This window comes from Bradyrhizobium sp. USDA 376, assembly GCF_054063675.1.
In genome coordinates, this window is the sequence record NZ_JBSSGN010000001.1 from 2190703 (window position 1) to 2206979 (window position 16277).

A 16277-nucleotide genomic window follows, 5' to 3' on the forward strand; every position below is an offset into this window, starting at 1 on the left:
CCGGCGGCCATCGTCTGGCGATCCGGGTCAAAAAGAAACTCAACTCCAAGGGGGTAGCGAGGTGGGCAGCATGAACCTGACTCGAGCGCGCGAGCAGCAGCACGTTCTCGCCGTTGGCGATCCAACGTGACGGCGGCCAGGTCGCGGATCTGCTTCGGTCGATCGACGGCTGCGTCTATGATCCTTGCGCACGACCTCGCGCTCGCACAGTAGGATCAGCGTCTCACGCGCCGACAGGTTCACGCGCGCCGTCTCGTCGGGCAGGTTGTCGAGCTGGTCGCGGATGCCGGAGAGCTGCGAGCGCGCCAGCATGGCCCCCAGCCAATCGATTGGTGCTTCGGTGACCTTCTTTGTACGCACCATCAGAAGCTCCCTCCGATCGTAGCTTCGTATTCGGCAAGAGGACGTAACAACGAGGGCAGTGGTGAAGGCGCCGGCACTGTCGGTGTCGCGGTTGCTGGTTGGCAGACCGCGCCATCGCGACAGGCAACCCCGTCGAGGTGGGCGAACTCGACGATCCGCAGCCGGCGATCCTCCGATTGCCTGTGACCGCAACCTCGCGCATGCCATGGTGGATGCGCACCTCGCCAGCCGCGACCGTCACCGCCACGCGCTCGCTGATCAGCCGCCAGGGTACCGTAGTTGTTCGTATCGATCTCGACAGCACAATCGTTGCCGACGACGCGGGCCAGTTCGCGCGGCGATCCGAGCGACGCCGAGCGGCTTCGACCGGTGTACCTCGTCACACGCAAAGCGAGTGATCGGCGCCACGCCCGTCGTGCCGTGGATACGTACGTTCGCCACCCCGCCCTCCCACTCGGCGAGATGCGTCTCGAATGCCTCCCAGCTCGCGAAGGAATGCCCCGCGATCACGCTCTTCTTCACGTAGCGGACGCCATTCTCCGTCTTGCCCTTTGTGCGCGCCCGATACGGTGCGCAGGCGCGAGGACGGAAGCCCCAATGCTTCGCGAACGTGATGAGCTTGTCGTCAAACTGAACCGACCGGCTCACCTGTCGTGGCGCACCACGAGCGCGCGTGGATTGTCCTTCAGCACTTCCTCCGGCAAGGTCGTGAATGCGCTCTCGAGCCCAGCGAACCAGTGCTCTTGCTTTTCGGCGCGGGTCGCCACGAACACAAATGCTTTGACCTTCGCCCCGCCGATATCGACCAGACGCTCGCCGAAGTCGATCTGTAGCTGCCGCCCCGGGGGCGTCTCGAACCGGGTCGTCGCCAGAGCTTCGGCCTTCAGTGCCTGGCGGTAGGGCTGCACGGCGCGTCGCAGCGTTCGCCGGCTGACCGCCAAGCCGTTTTCGGCCAACAGGTCGTGACGGACCGCATCCGCATTGCCGCGATGTCGAATGAACCTCTCGCGCAGCCAGCCTTCAAGGCCATGACCCGCTTCGCCCGCTCAGGCGACTTGAAGGCTTCACCCACCCGCGCCACGTAGTCCTTCACCGTCTGCAGCCCAGCTGGCGCGCAATCCGCTTCAGACCTCACCCACACACCCTCAGGTGCAACATCTCCGTCACGTCATCCGGCGTATTCATCACCTGCCCCTGTGAATTACTCCACGACAAGCCTTTGATTCGTTAGAGCTGGCCCCGCAAATTCGGACAGTAGCTTGAGTGGATTTTCTGCCTGACAGCGGCGAGGATTCTTGCTGCGAATCAGGAGCGAAGATGACGAAGAAGAGCCGCCGGACGCATTCTCCGGCATTCAAGGCGAAGGTTGCTTTGGCTGCGGTCAAAGGAGACAAGACACTGGCGGAGCTGGCGCAACTGTTTGATGTTCATCCGAACCAGATCACGATCTGGAAAAACCAGCTCCTGGAAGGCGCCGCCGGCGTGTTTGGGCATGACAAGACATCGGCCGAGACGCCGGTCGATTTGAAGGCGTTGCATGCCAAGATCGGCGAGCTGGCGTTGGAAAACGATTTTTTGTCCGGCGCGCTCACCAAGGCGGGCCTGCTGAGCGCAAAGCGATGATCGACCGCGGTCATGATCTTTCTATCGTGCGCCAGGCGAAGGTCCTGAAGCTGGCTCGCAGCACGGTCTACTATGAACCTCGGCCAGTTTCGGCCGAGGACCTTGCCTTGATGCGTCGGCTCGATGAGCTGCATCTCGATTATCCCTTCGCGGGAGCGCGTATGCTGCGATCGTTGCTGCGGCGGGAGGGGGTATACGCCGGTCGCCGCCACATCGCGACGCTGATGAAGCGCATGGGGATCGAGGCGGTCTATCGTCGCCCGAACACGAGCAAGCCGGCTCCGGGTCACAAGATCTACCCGTACCTGTTGCGCGGATTGAAGATCGAGCGGCCCGACCATGCGTGGGCAATGGACATCACCTACATTCCGATGCGGCGTGGCTTCGTCTATCTCGCGGCGGTCGTCGATGTGTTCAGCCGACGGGTCCTGGCCCATCGCGTCTCGATCACAATGGAGGCGGCCTTCTGCGTCGAAGCGGTCCAGGAGGCGTTGGCGAAGCACGGCAGGCCCGCGATTTTCAACACGGACCAGGGCAGCCAGTTCACCAGCCTCGAGTTCACCGATGTGCTGCTGGACGCGAAGATCGCCATCAGCATGGATGGCAAGGGCGCCTGGCGCGACAACGTGTTTGTCGAGCGGCTCTGGCGCACGGTCAAATACGAAGAAGTTTATCTCCGCGCCTACGACAGCGTGTCCGAGGCGCGAGCGTCAATTGCCAAGTATCTGGCCTTCTACAATCAGGGACGCCCTCACTCGAGCCTTGACGGGCGCACGCCCGACGAGGCTTACTTCGGCACGCAAGCTATGGTGATGGCCGCATGACCGTCGCCGACGATTTTGTCGTCGCTCTGGTCGGGCTACGCCCTCCCGACGCAACGACAAAATCGTAAAGCCCCGCGTTCAGCATAACCCGGCAGGAATCCACTTAAATCCAGCGGGGCGCTGTCCAAACAACCGGGGCCAGCTCTGTTCCTCGTTCATTCGCTCTCTCCTCGGCTATCCAAGGAGGGGGCAATTCCTCGTGACGTCGAGGGGGCAGTTTTCGATGGCGCGCGCGACAGCGAGCCGACTTTGTTGTATCAGTCTGGCTCTGCCCTTTGGCAGAGCCAGAAAGCCAAACAAGCTCGGCCGAAGCTGTCTCGATGGGAGAACTCCAGCCATCTTGGGACGTCAAACAGCACGCGCCATGTTCGATGCGGAGCGCGTTTTCGTACGATCGCTGTCGCTACTGTCGATCAGGTTGGCAGCAGCCATGTGCACTCCACGACAACATACTCCGGAATGCTGTCCAGCGAGGACTTGCCGACGGCCCGAATTTGACGCGTCTGAATGCCAACGGGCGATCGAAGCGATTACCCCTTCTGGGAGTAAAGAGTCGGAATTCGGTGGAGGAGCTCGCCCGGACCTCAACGACGAAAAATCAATGGGGCCGCGAGACGATGCAGTCCCGCGGCCTCGCCACCGGAATTTAGTGAAAAGACAGTTTAAGTATAAAATCCCTCAGCCGGTGTTCTTTCAAGTAGAACACCGTGTTCCAACACTTGCCAATCCGGACAGCTACGGGGAAACGCGTGCAACCGCAGACCAATGCGGCCGCGAGATCGATGAAGAAGCCGGTAAAATTACGGTTCGCCTGTCCTATTCGCCTGTCATAACGGGTGCCAAGCGTCGAAAGAGTGTATCAGCGAGCAGAAGCAGCGCTCGATGCTATGCGCTGTTTGTAGTCGTCGGCGTCGTGCGTAATGGTGATCCTGCAGGTGCCGTTTGAGCGTATCATTGCTGTTGCGCTGATTGCGCGATGTTCGTGCATAACTGCCGGTTGCCGAGGCCCGCTTCAGCGTACGGCTTCCGTTCGCTTAAACCATTTCCTCGGTAAGCCAATGTAGTAGCCGCGCATGCGAAGCTCTGCCTCTCATCTATTGATGTGTTTCGCAAGCGGAACACACCACCGACACGATTGATTATTGCCTCACGCATCTCACGCGCATCGCGTGACGGAGACTTCGCGACGACCGACCTAGTGCTGACGCCAGAGGCCGCCACGCCAGCGGCCGGATCGGTACTCGCGGCTCGTTGCTGGGAAGTCCGGCCTTCAGACCGGCGTGTCGTAGGTGATGGGATAACGCTCTGGAAACGGCCCTCCTGCGTAGTCAATCTCCGCGGCGGGACGGACGCCCCGGATTTGCAGGATGCGGCGAACGATTTCCGGAACTTGGATGCGGCTGATCTGGTCGCCGAGGCAGGTGTGCATCCCGTAGCCCAGATGCATGTAGACCGACTCCGGCCGGTCGATCGCGAAGCTGGACGGCGCCGGCAGTTGCAAGCCATCGCGCATCGCCGACCGGGTCGAGATCAGCACCGTGCTGCCGGCCTTGATTGTCGTCGCGCGCAGCGAGCCCTTGGCTATCCGGTAATCGGTCCGGCAGTGGCGCACCACGAACGGATTGATCGGGTTGAAGCGCAGCGCTTCCCAGCAATAGCGATACATCAGATGGTCGTTGTTGCTGCTGGCGACGTCGATGGCCTCCTTCAGGATCCTCGGGCGCTTGAACAACTCGTCGAGCAGCTGCACGATGGCCGCCGATGTGGTCTCAATCCCGCCGACCAGTGTGCCCATCATATTGGTAATAATGCGTTCGTCGGCGAAGCCGATCGAATCGTCAAAATGGCTATTCAGCAGGCGGCTGAACACGTCCTCGAGCGGCGCCCCATTTTTCAGCTGCTCGCGCCGCTGCGGGAGCAGTTGTGTCAGATAGGCGCGCATCTCCTGCCCAGCGTCAATGTTGTCCTGGTGCACCTTCGGATCTTTGTCCAGGTTGTGAAACATGTCATATTGCGTCGCGCGCGACCAGCGGAACATCGAGGCCAGATCGGGGCCGGGAAAGCCGAAATATTCTCGGGTCAGCTGAATGGGCACCAGGCGCGACAACGTGCTGACCACCTCGATCTGGTTCTGGGTATAGATCTGCTTTTCGACAGACGCATTGGCGAGGCTGCGCACCTTCTGGCGAATTGCCGGCAGATCCTCCATGCGCATGAAGGCGCGCATGATACCCTTGTCGCGCTGGTTTATTTCGGTGCAGTCGCGGCCGAGCATGAAGGGGCCGACCGAAGGGTCCATCATTGGCGCATAGGTGACGTTGAAGATGTCGGGGCGGCTCAGCGCTTCCTGCACGTCGGGGAAGCGGGTGATGAACACCGGCCCCGCGGCGCCCAACGCCAGGTTGGGCCTGACGCGCCGGATGAATGCGAACAATGCATCCGGATGTTTGGCGATCATCCATTTCAGGAACTTCGCCGCCGGCCCCTGTTTCTGTTCCGCCATTGCTGCCGCACCCTAACTCCGAAAAGCTTCGCCTGGTCGGTCGATCCGGGCTTCCGTCCACCTTTCCCCCTGCGGGAGCGAGATGGTCTTCGCTATTGCTCCAGTTGGAGCTGACCCAATCAATTTCAGATCGACTTGAGGAACTCGATGATTGCGTTGCGCTCCTCCGGAGACAGCGCAGGGCCAATGACGCCCTCATGCTTCTCGTTCGAGAATTCGTGGCCGGTATTGCGATTGGCGGGCCTCGACGTATCGATGATGAAGTAGCCCTTGCTGTCGTAGGTCCTGCCTTCAGGAGCGACCGTCCGTGTCACGATACCGACGCGGACAGGATCGAAGCTGGGCTCACCGAGCAGGAAGACTTGTGGGCGCTCCGCAACCGGGCTGAGCAGATCGTAGATCGTCGGCACCGAGCCGTTGTGCAGGAACGGCGCAGTCGCCCATACGCCGTTCAGCGGACGCGCCTTATAGCCGAAACCTGCCGCTAGACAGTTCGGCCGATCGCCTTCGATCTCCGCTTGGACCGTCCCGGTCGACCGAAGCCATTCGTCGATGCCGGATTGGACCACGGCGCCGAGCGCAAGCGCGTAGAGTTGCATCGCATGGTCCGAGAGGTGGATCGTATCCAGCGTGTTGTCAGCCTTCCGTTGGCAGACATCGATGTCGAGGCCGAGCCCTGGGCTGCTCTGGCCCGCCCTGGCCAGTTCGCTGCCGGCGGTGTCCACGGTGCGATTGCGCAGCACGTCGCCCTGGGCCGGATCGGTGCCGATATGGCTTTGCTTGATGATCTTGACGTTGAGTACGGATTCCCTCGTCTGCTTCTCCTGCCCATCGCGACCGCGCCAGCGGATAGGGCCGAAGTTCTTCCAGAACTCCGCGTCCGGGGCCTTGCCGTGCACGATGTCCGGCGTCAGCGCTGGAAGATGGCAGCCGCTGCAATGTTTGTCGTAGAGTTGGGCTCCCACGGCGGCCTTGGCTTTGTCGATCGCAGGAAAGCTGTCGGGCCAGGCTGGCGCATTCAGTCCGGTGAAGGCTTTCGCCACCAGCGGCAGGTCCTTTCCAGCGAGCTGTTGTTCGATCCAGTGCAGATTATCGAAGGGGATGCTGCTGGCAAAACGTCCCCCCTTGGGCGGGGCGGTGAGGTTGAGCTCCGCCGAAACCCCCATCGCCTCGCCGGCATTGCGCACCAATGGCTGCATAATCGAGCCGTCGTACTGCACCCAATCGAACCATGACGATGTCCAGATGTGCGGGTAGCTGACAGGGGCGTTGAGGTTGACGTAGTTGCCGTAGCGCTTGGGGTCGAGTGCGAACACCTGGTTGCCGATGCGATTGAGCGCATCGAGGCGGGTAAACCCTTCCGTGACGTCGATCCCAGCGGGCTGATCGATCAGAGCACCAAGTATTCCATCGAGCTCCTTGGACAGTTGGACGCGTGTAAGATCGCTGTACTCGGTTCCTAAAACGCGCTTCGCGAACCGCCCGAAGCGACCGTCGAAGAAGGGTAGCTTTGCCGACAAAGCGGTCTGTGCGAGCGCAGCGCGGAGCGCATTTGTCAATTGACCGAGATCGGTCACGGCGGGGCCGCCTTCAATGACATAGCGCTTCTCTTTGAAGATCAGTTGGCCGGTATGGCACGCGGCACAGGTCAATCCAACGGCAGTCTCCTTACGCGAAAGTCCGCGGATCGACTGAAACGGCGAATATGCAAAGCCGATCGGCAAACCGTACTCATTGTTCTCGCTTTCGGCAGACTCTATGAATCCAAACCGCAGTAAATAGCGGTTGTCAGAAAACCGTTCTCGTTTGAAAAAGGGGATAGCGAAAGGCGAGTTCAGCGGCGCTTCCAGGGCGAGAAACCATGACAGCGGGATCGGTAAGGTCTGCGTGCCCTGGGCTTTATGATGGAATCGATCGGCGTCTTCGGCGTTCCAGCCCTGATCGAGCGAAACCTGCTCGCTCGCGGAAACCGGTTCAGGAGAGACCAGGCGGCGTCAGAGCTTCGATTGTCGCGCCAAGCTGGGAGCTGGTCATGACTGCGATCAAAGCAATGACCACGATGATCGCCAGAAGAACAAGAAAGCGTCGCCACCAAAGGCGCCGAATTGCGCTGGTAACTGTCGACATGGCTCCCCCGTGTCAGCGAACGGCCTCCAGCAGAGAGCCGTGCAAACAGTAATACTACAACTACATGATCTTGTAGGCTTACCCCTGCTGTTGACGTCCTTGAGACGCGATCACTATTCTTTCTGACGTCACAATCGGTGGTCTGTGGAATGGGCGAACTTGACCGCATAACAAGAACATCTAGAGCGTTCGGACGAGCTCTTGTTCGAGCCGCCATCCCATCCTCGCGATCGAATTTGCAGTGACGTTGGGTCCGCTGTGGGAGATCGGGGGGCTGTAATCCGCGGGAACGCGAGCGAACGGAATTGGCCGGGCGCCTGAGGGCAATAGGCTCGCACTCGGAGATCAGGACTCCGTAGGGCGCAATGACCATGAGCATACATCCGGCCACGCCGATCACGATGATGCAGACGGCGAATTCGAGCCAAGCAACGCGGCTACCATTTAACGGCTTCGTTTGGCAAGCACGATGACGGCGCGGCTGACCTGAATTAGCAGCATCGGCGTCAGGCTGTAGCCCGCGACAATGCTCCACATCGTGAGCGTCGGTGGCAGACGTGGAAGACCTCTGTCATCGGCGGCCAGTAGAGAGGGACTGCGAGCAGAGGGCCGTACAGGCCGAGCGCAGCCAGACCCATGGATTGCGCGTGAACTCGTTGAAAACGGTACCGGAGCGGCTGCTGCGCATGGCGACGACGCGCCAGAGTTGTGCGAATGCGACGGCGAGGAATGTGGTGGTGACTATGGCCTCGCCCGTCCAGCCGGGCCGAAACCGCCAGTGTCCCCGCGGTTCTCGCGCTTACGAAGGAAGGCCTCATATCCCTCCGGGTCAACCTCCTTCAGGCGGTTCAGCGCGCGCTTAGCTTCCAGATCGGCGGACTTGCTATGACGCTGTTTGATCTTTTTACTTTTGCTTCCATCTCTGCGAGCTGTCCCGTTGCTGTTGGTACACTCTCGGGTATTGTCTCGAGCTTCGCGCTTGGTCGCGTCTCTTCGAGGCCTTCGACGCACCGATTGGGATGACGAGATGCTGCGGCTCGAATTGAACGACCTTCTCGAAGGTGGGTTTGAGCCGCTCGACGATCTGCACGAGGCCGTCCAGGCGCTGCTCGACCATCCGCGGCGGCGGCGGCGGCGGCTCCGGCGGCCTGCTGCCCGCAGGGCTGATCCAAGCGACCAAGTTTGCATCGTCGCTGTTGAAATGGTTGAAGTCGAGTCGACGTCAGCATCGTCACCTCCGGAGACGTCGGCGTCGCGGCACCGGAAGCTCTGGCAGTATTCCGAGAACGGCACGATCCCCGGCACCGACGACACCTAGCAAGGGATCGACTGCATGGCCCATCCTTCCGCGCAAACGCTCGGGTACCCACGCTAGTAGCCGTGTGCGAGCAGTAACGCCGTCGTGGTCTAGTCATCTGGAACGGAAGTTCGTGACATTAGTTGATCGCTCGGATCTCTAGAGAGGAGAGCGCTCGTGGCGAATGCAGGTGTGAAAGGCCGGCCGATCGCGCCGTTGGTGCTGAGTTCGCAGGAGCGGGCGTACTTGGAGAGGCAAGTTCGTCGTCATCGTGTAGCCCGATCGCTATCTGAGCGATGCCGCGCGATCCTGCGGTGTGCAGTTGGTCTGCCAAGCAAGTCTGTGGCTGCCGAACTTGGCATCCATGAACACACCGTCGGCAAGTGGCGCCGCCGATTCTTGAAGGATCGTTGTGATGGCCTGCTTGACGAAGCCCGCCCGGGCCGCCCTCGAACCATCGACGATGATCAGGTTGCCGAGGTAATCGAGCGGACATTGCGTACGACGCCGCCCGACGCAACGCACTGGTCGATCCGCTCGATGGCTGCGGATACTGGCTTTTCTCACACCACGATCCGCCGAATGTGGACGGCGTTCGGCTTGCAGCCGCACCGCAGCCAGACATTTAAACTATCGAGCGATCCGCTATTCGTCGATAAGGTGCGCGATATTGTCGGGCTTTATCTGTCGCCGCCTAACCGAGCCGTTGTCCTCAGTGTCGATGAGAAAAGCCAGATCCAGGCACTCGATCGCGAGCAGCCGGTCTTGCCGATGATGCCTGGGGTGCCGGAACGTCGCACGCATAGCTATGTGCGGCATGGTACGACCACGCTGTTTGCCGCGCTCGATGTCGCTTCCGGCTTCGTCATTGGCAAATGCTACAAGCGCCATCGGGCGCTCGAGTTCTTGAAGTTTCTCAAAGAGATCGACGCTCAAATCCCTGAGGGGCTCGCTGTCCATATCGTCATGGACAACTACGCTACCCACAAGACCCCCAAGATTAAAGCGTGGCTCGCTCGCCGGCCGCACTATCATGTCCACTTCACGCCGACTTCCGCGTCGTGGATCAATCAGATCGAGCGCTGGTTCGCTGAACTCACCAGAAAGCAGATCCGGCGAGGTGTTCACACCTCCGTCAGGCAGCTCGAAGCCGACATCCGTACCTTCATCGAATTGCACAACAACAACCCGAAGCCCTTCAAATGGACCAAGTCCGCAGACCAGATCTTGGCTTCCGTCAAACGCTTTTGCCACAAAGCCCAGCAGACTCTATGTGGCGAACTTTAGATTCATGTGACTAGCTGCTGTTGTTAGTTGGTAAACTCACCGCCGTTTGTCGTGCTGGTGATTGCAACGCCGTTAACGCATGTTGTCAACAGCCGTTAACGTAAGCGGATCAACTTTCCGGACACGATGCAACCGCAGGCATAAATACACGTTCGTCTGCCTATTTTATAAGGCAGGCCGATCGTCGCAGCCAAAAACCTTTCCGAACATCGAATAGCGGCGAACAAGCGTAAACATCGACACGCACTGCTTTTGGCGACAATCAAAACGACCATCGACTCGTGCTCGTGACGATGACGAACGATGGTCAATCAAGCCACATCGGCATGGGATTCTGAGGAGGTGTCGCTTCTGCAATGCATGTGGAGCGCGGGCCACTCGGTGTCTGCGAGGGGTGGCGATGCGTATCTCGCAACGCCATCATCGGCAAGGTCAAGCGCATGAGAGCTCGCCGAGGCCAAGCAACGCAACAGGGACAAACGACGGCAAAGTCAGCAGCAGTCGCTATCGACTTTGATCCGGCGCTCGTGCAGGAGATGCTCGCCAAGATCGATGGCTATCACGCCGATCTCGCATCCGAACGCGGTTCGTCGATGGCGCGGTGTCGCAACATCCGCGATGTCGATCAGCAACGTCTACAAGGAAGTCAAAGCGCGGAGCTCATCGGCAACCCAACCATCGGCCGTCGCCCCGCGCGAGGGCAAGCGCCTCGAACAGCCGCGGCAGCCGCTGACAGAGCACGGAGCGGTTGTCGCGGCAGGCCTTGTGGCCCAAGGCGCAAGCAATCCAGCTCTTGCAGACGCCGGTCGGGCCGATGATGAGCAGGTTCTGATGCCGGTCGATCCACTCGCCGGCGACGAGCTTTTGGAACAGCGGCTTGTCGAGCCCGCGCGGCGCCTTCATGTCGATAGTCGATCCAGTCCCAATTGATCTTGCCGGCGTGCTGAACCAGTTCGTGCTCCATGTTGATGACCTGCTTGAGCCTGGCCCGGAACAGATCACCTTCGTCCGTCGCCTTCGGCTTCTTCGGTCGCATCGGCTCCTCCCGATACGAGCGCCGAATCATGCCGTGCGATTCGAGGGAATCTCAAACTGCAAATTGCAGGTTCCGAGCTACCGCACTGTCAAAGCCTGCAATCACAAAATCGCCGCAGCCGAAAAACAACGACTCCAGATCAGCCCCTTACCTGTTCTTCACGGACGACTAAGGAGGCACGGATGAATCGATCCATGAGTCAAAAACCAGGCGCACGCTTTACCGAGAAGCAGGGCCATTATCTGGCGTTCATCTATACCTATTCGCACATGTCCGGACGGCCACCCGCCGAATCCTGCATCCCCAGAAGCATCGAAGTCCTTGTGCCGCCAGAAAACTTGCCTATCCTAAGCTGGCCGGTATCAAACCATCAAGATCACTGTGACGAGCCACTAGCTAGTTTCGCCCTCACCTCGTGGCAAGAGGTTAATCGGATGCGTGTGGCGAGAATAACATCAAGCCGAAAGAACACCGAATTCCAGAGTACGCCTAAAGGTTGCCTGGAAGATCGGCGCGAACGTTTGATCCGCGCCTTGGCGAGTCCGAGCCGTCACGGCGCAGGACAGCGCTTCTCTATCCGAGCGAAGCCGCAGCGTCCGCTGCCTTAATCACCTCAGGTGATATTTATTGAGTAGTTCGCCAAGCTCAGTCGCTTCAATCTTTTTTAGAATGAGCTCGCGCAGGAACGCAGGTCCCGGGATCTCAATTTCATTGCCGTCGCGCAGTCTACCCATTGCTGCAAGCAGCTTGCGAATATCATAGGTCGAGTTGAATACCTCGGGCACGCCACGTTCAATCTTGAGGAGGATATACACGGCTTCCATCGCGGTCCGAACGGAGTATTCCGTCGTGAAGATACAATCCCGTTCACCCGACTCCGCGAACTGGCCGATGAAGGCGAAATTGACCGCATCTTTCGGCACAACATCTGGCCGGTCGCCCGCCTGCCGCGGCATGAAGAAGGAAGTGACGTAGGGCATCATCACCGGGACCGTCTTGGCGGCCCCAGCGGCGAGTTCCGGTATACTCGCAACCGGCACACCGAGGTGATAAAGCCATTCTTGCGTGATTTCCTCGCCCGTACAATCTTGCATCGGTTTCCTCACGTAGTCGCCGGCTTTATCGACGAATAGCGAATAGACCCAGACGACGACTTGATCGCTGGGCTGGCGCTTGAAATGCGGCTGGCGATTTGTGGTCCAACTGAGCAACCAGCTCGAATCTTTCACCGTAACGATGCCTCCTGTGACAACCTTGCCGCTGAACGGATCGCGTTTGGCGATCTTGCGGATGTATGCTGGAATGCGTTTGTCCAGGGTCGTGATCGTCGCCGATTCCCATTTGCTTGCAGGAATATTGCCGCAAAAGACATTTGGGCGTCCAAAGGCCGCATCTTTGGCCGCAATACGCCGCCACAGATCCCAGGCGGGCGCCGGTCCTTCGTTGAGCCTGGCGGCCGTGTGATGGTCCCCCATGTCCGAGTTTTCGGTCAGCGACCCGATCGTCATGAAAACAAGATCGTCGGCGCCAATAATGAGACTGCCCTCAATGCCATTCTCCAGCCAGCGGATGGCTGTGGCTTGCTTGCGGCCACGCTTTATGTCGAAATCGATATCGGTGACTCCGACCCCGTAGCGAAAGTTGACGCCTTGCGCCAACAGCCATTTGGATAACGGCAGAACGAGCGATTCATATTGATTGTATTTGGTAAACTTCAGCGTACTGAAATCCGGCAGGCCGCCGATATGGTGGATGAATCGATGCAGATAAAGTTTCATCTCGAGGGCTGAATGCCATTCTTCAAAGGCGAACATGGTCCGCCAATAGAGCCAGAAATTGCTGTTGAAGAAATCTCTTCCGAACACTTCGTCGATGCGCTTGGTCTCCATCTGCTTACGAGTGGCAAGAAAAAGGGCAATCAGCTCTTTCTGGGCCTGTTCGCTCAGTGTGAAGAGGCCATCGGTATGGGCATCCTGCCCCTGCTTCACCGTCGCCCGCCGTAGTGTGTAGTTCGGATCATCCTTGTTCAGCCAGTAAAACTCATCGAGCACGCTGGCGCCTTCAAGTTCGAGCGATGGGATCGAACGAAACAGATCCCAGAGACACTCGAAATGATCCTCCATCTCTCTACCACCTCGAATCACGAATCCCCTTTCCGGATCCTGACAACCGTCCAACGCGCCCCCCGGAACCGTCTGTCGTTCGAGGATGGTGATACGGTCGCCACGCAACTGCCCGTCGCGGATCAAGAAGGCCGCGCCGGAGAGCGCAGCCAACCCCGAACCAACGAACCATGCTGTCTTGCTATCCACGCCGGCGGGTTTGCGGGGCCGAGCAAAAGCTTCGTAATTTCCACTGGTGTAATACATCGCGACATTCGATCTCGTTTGATGTGACAATCCGTCCGCTGATAGTCAGAAGATGTTTTCGACCGCCTGACCCTTCTGCGGGACGCCGATCGTCAGACCGCCATCGACGACGATTTCGGAGCCGGTAAGATAAGAGGACTCGTCGCTAAGCAGGAACAAGACTGCCTGTGACACTTCCTGCGGCTCGGCTGGCCGCGCGAGCGGAATTGGAAAACTGGAAAGATCGATGTTCTCTGTCATCCGAGTGTTGATGAAGCCCGGATGGATAGAGTTTATGCGAACGCCGGACGCGGCGGCCTCCAAGGCAGCGGACTTCGTTATGCCCCGCACGCCGAACTTGGAAGCAACATAGGCGTGAAGCCCAGGACTACCCCTCATCCCCTCGACCGACGAGATGTTGACGATCGAGCCTCCGCCCGCGCGGCGCATCGCAGGTAGGGCAGTCTGCATTCCCAAGAATACACCGGTGAGATTGACAGCCAGGGTCTTCTCCCACTGCTCGAGCGGGAACCGCTCGATGGGAGCCATACTCGCTATGCCTGCATTGTTGACGAGGCCGTGCACCGCGCCGAACTTGCCCTCCGCAGCCGCAATCGCCTGGCACCATTCCCCTGGCTGAGCGACGTCTTGACGCACATAGATCGCGGATGGGCCAAGTTCGGCCGCGAAAGTCGCTCCTTCATTGTCAAGAATATCGGTGATCACGACTTTCGCGCCCTCGGCTACCAGCAGGCGCGCATGAGCGGCCCCCATCCCTTGAGCCCCGCCGGTTACCAAAATGACTTTTTCGCTCACACGTCCCATAACTCTTGGTTCCCTCGATCAGTGGCGGTGCAGGGGTTTTCAGCATCAAAAAGGATGACGGGCGTGTTGATCAAAATGGTTGAGAACGAGCATTGAAAGTCGGGCAAGCCAAGAGTTGCGGTCTGCACCACGCCCCGGACTCTTGGCGATCTGCCCTCTGCTACGTATCATCTTTGATTCCCAAAGCCTGTGCGCAGTACCCGTGTAAATTGGCGCTAAAGCACTTCGATAACGATTTCACGTCGCGAACATGCTTCCGCCGCTCAGGCGTTAGCCATCCTTTGGATTATTGCATTGGCTTTGCCGAACTACCCCGCCTTCTAGACGCCGACAATTTGCGACCGAATTTCCTCCGGTTTCGGAGATAGGATCGGTACCCGCGAGCGGAGCGATACCGGTGCCGAACGGTGCTGAGCTCCTTGTGGATCGAAAAGTGGGGCGCAGAACGCATGAGGTTCTCCTTAGTCTTGCGAATTGGAGTATCCATTCCGTGCAATCGGCGCGCCGAGACTCTGATGGGAAGTCAGCCTCACGTGACTCTTGCACAGGCGCCGGAGGTCTTCCGACTCTCCACCGAGACGGCGATGTCAGGGCCTGCGTTTTCGACCATGCGCAGCGACAATGTTACGCTGATCTGGTTTAATCGAGGCTGTTGCGAAAACTCGTGAGAGAGCCTCATCGACTTTCTGTCCGGATACTTGATCATGTCGGGCTTTCGACATCGCGTCGTCAATCGGACAAGCGAGGAAGGCAACAGAACAAGGGTCGAAAGTTGTCGGGTCACTCGTACCCAATTTGACGTCAGCCAGTGAGCCGTATAAACCGCACGAGGTGCCTGGCATCGACGTTGCATAACGACTGATAGACAAATAGGAATCACCCACTCGCCTTGACGTCATCATCGGTGAGCAGGCTCCGCCGGAATGGATGCACAATCAGGCGCATCCGGCAGCACAGGACAGCTGCCGGCTTCTAGAATGGAAAAGGTCAAGCGTGTCGGATGTTTTCGGATCGTTTAATCCGGCGGATTGAGGTGCAAGGCGCAGAAACGGCACTGCGGCCTCGCGTAGCGAAGATCGCTATCACCGGATCGATGTGCCGCACGGACTACCGAACCCACATCGCTGCCAGCGCAGTACAGTCGCTTCAGGGGCGCTTCAACAACCGGAGAGGCGCGGTGAGATGAATAGCTCAATCTCCAACCGCGCGAATTGTTCTGAGATCAAGGAGGATGCGATGCCCGACGTCAAAGGCATTCCGCTTGATGCGCCTCTTTACCATGGGGGCAAAAATCGTGGCGGTGCGTTTCTCGGCTGCCAAGCCATAAACCTTATGTTCAGCGTGGGGCACGAGGCGAATTGTTTATTGCCGAAGGAACTAGCACCTGCAGCAAACCCTGCAATCGCCATTGTGGGGGTCGCGAGCTATCGCTCAAGCACTGTCGGGCCATACTTGGAGTGCTATTCAGGAATTCAAGTTCGTGATCCCGACGGCGAGACTGGCTACTACATCCCTTACATTTACGTGACGGTAAATGATGCAGCTCTCGCCTCGGGACGAGAGGTTCTTGGTGCTCCAAAAAAGCTGGCGCACATTAGACTGATCAGAGAAGGCGGTCTAATTCAGGGTACGCTCGAGCGTCCGAAAGGCAAGCGCCTGCTGACCCTTACCGCTCAACCAGACGAGCGCATGAGCTCGGATTCGCGGCAGATGTATTCTGCGCGGACGAATTTCTACTCGGTTCGGCAGCTGCCGCCCATCATTGAGTCCGGGAAGGGAGAGGTCACGCAACTCGTCAAATGGTGTACGGACCGAACGTTGCGACGCGACGAGCGTGGCGAAGAAGTTCTATTTACTGGACCAACCTCCCTAACTTACGACTCCCCCTCGATTATCGATCCCGTGCACAACTTGACAGTTGGCCAAGCCCTGCTCGGCACATACGAGGAGTATGACGCAAGGCTCGAGGCCATTGATATCCTTTCGGAGGAATCAAACCCGGTAAACGATGATCGACGAGCTTGAAGAATTCATCCAATCCTAA

Annotated in this window: 13 protein-coding genes and 1 pseudogene; 6 read left to right on the forward strand and 8 right to left on the reverse strand. The window is 58.9% G+C overall.

Annotation, left to right across the window (positions count from 1 at the left end; translation table 11 throughout):
* Positions 1–39: 39 nt before the first annotated feature.
* The gene (locus tag ACVJ19_RS10230) at positions 40–363 is read right to left on the reverse strand and encodes a hypothetical protein (RefSeq protein ID WP_014490252.1); all 324 of its coding nucleotides are present in this window, start codon (positions 361–363) and stop codon (positions 40–42) included.
* A gap of 98 nt (positions 364–461) precedes the next feature.
* On the opposite strand from ACVJ19_RS10230, the gene ACVJ19_RS10235 reads away from it, so the two are divergent.
* Positions 462–761: a hypothetical protein gene (locus ACVJ19_RS10235; RefSeq protein ID WP_028144341.1), complete on the forward strand. Its 300-nt coding sequence runs from the start codon at positions 462–464 to the stop codon at positions 759–761.
* Positions 762–1007: 246 nt separating this feature from the next.
* Here ACVJ19_RS10235 and ACVJ19_RS10240 read toward each other — a convergent pair whose 3' ends face one another.
* A complete protein-coding gene (locus ACVJ19_RS10240) occupies positions 1008–1319 on the reverse strand; it encodes a hypothetical protein (protein ID WP_014490253.1) in 312 nt (103 codons plus the stop codon).
* A 361-nt stretch (positions 1320–1680) separates the two neighbouring features.
* On the opposite strand from ACVJ19_RS10240, the gene ACVJ19_RS10245 reads away from it, so the two are divergent.
* Positions 1681–2810 (forward strand): IS3-like element ISRj2 family transposase gene (locus ACVJ19_RS10245; protein ID WP_109866565.1). Its coding sequence is split into 2 segments (ribosomal slippage): positions 1681–1933 and positions 1933–2810, totalling 1131 coding nucleotides; the frame shifts between segments, so codons are not numbered across the junction.
* A 1270-nt stretch (positions 2811–4080) separates the two neighbouring features.
* Here ACVJ19_RS10245 and ACVJ19_RS10250 read toward each other — a convergent pair.
* Positions 4081–5313, reverse strand: a complete 1233-nt coding sequence (locus ACVJ19_RS10250) for a cytochrome P450 (RefSeq protein WP_011082852.1) — start codon at positions 5311–5313, stop codon at positions 4081–4083.
* A gap of 125 nt (positions 5314–5438) precedes the next feature.
* Positions 5439–7301: a di-heme-cytochrome C peroxidase gene (locus tag ACVJ19_RS10255; protein ID WP_456739521.1), complete on the reverse strand. Its 1863-nt coding sequence runs from the start codon at positions 7299–7301 to the stop codon at positions 5439–5441.
* Between the two features lie 1166 nt (positions 7302–8467).
* Between ACVJ19_RS10255 and ACVJ19_RS10260 the strand changes: the two genes are divergently transcribed.
* Positions 8468–8758, forward strand: coding sequence for a hypothetical protein (locus ACVJ19_RS10260; protein ID WP_011082854.1), 291 nt, complete (start codon positions 8468–8470; stop codon positions 8756–8758).
* Positions 8759–8914: 156 nt separating this feature from the next.
* Positions 8915–10024, forward strand: coding sequence for an IS630-like element ISBj5 family transposase (locus ACVJ19_RS10265; RefSeq protein ID WP_011082855.1), 1110 nt, complete (start codon positions 8915–8917; stop codon positions 10022–10024).
* Between the two features lie 491 nt (positions 10025–10515).
* On the opposite strand, the gene ACVJ19_RS10270 is transcribed toward ACVJ19_RS10265, so the two are convergent.
* Both ACVJ19_RS10270 and ACVJ19_RS10275 read right to left on the reverse strand, forming a co-directional pair.
* Positions 10516–10656: a hypothetical protein gene (locus tag ACVJ19_RS10270; protein ID WP_016841328.1), complete on the reverse strand. Its 141-nt coding sequence runs from the start codon at positions 10654–10656 to the stop codon at positions 10516–10518.
* Between the two features lie 43 nt (positions 10657–10699).
* Positions 10700–10924 (reverse strand): annotated as a pseudogene (locus tag ACVJ19_RS10275) (ATP-binding protein); the annotation flags it as partial.
* 318 nt (positions 10925–11242) lie between these two features.
* On the opposite strand from ACVJ19_RS10275, the gene ACVJ19_RS10280 reads away from it, so the two are divergent.
* Positions 11243–11668, forward strand: a complete 426-nt coding sequence (locus ACVJ19_RS10280) for a hypothetical protein (protein ID WP_223153801.1) — start codon at positions 11243–11245, stop codon at positions 11666–11668.
* Here ACVJ19_RS10280 and ACVJ19_RS10285 read toward each other — a convergent pair whose 3' ends face one another.
* Together ACVJ19_RS10285 and ACVJ19_RS10290 are read right to left on the reverse strand one after the other, a co-directional pair.
* Positions 11669–13429, reverse strand: a complete 1761-nt coding sequence (locus ACVJ19_RS10285; RefSeq protein WP_011082857.1) for an oleate hydratase — start codon at positions 13427–13429, stop codon at positions 11669–11671.
* A 45-nt stretch (positions 13430–13474) separates the two neighbouring features.
* Positions 13475–14233: a glucose 1-dehydrogenase gene (locus tag ACVJ19_RS10290; protein WP_011082858.1), complete on the reverse strand. Its 759-nt coding sequence runs from the start codon at positions 14231–14233 to the stop codon at positions 13475–13477.
* 1182 nt (positions 14234–15415) lie between these two features.
* On the opposite strand from ACVJ19_RS10290, the gene ACVJ19_RS10295 reads away from it, so the two are divergent.
* Positions 15416–16258 carry an acetoacetate decarboxylase family protein gene (locus ACVJ19_RS10295; RefSeq protein WP_011082860.1) on the forward strand — a complete coding sequence of 281 codons (843 nt, stop codon included), beginning with the start codon at positions 15416–15418 and terminating at the stop codon, positions 16256–16258.
* Positions 16259–16277: the final 19 nt, after the last annotated feature.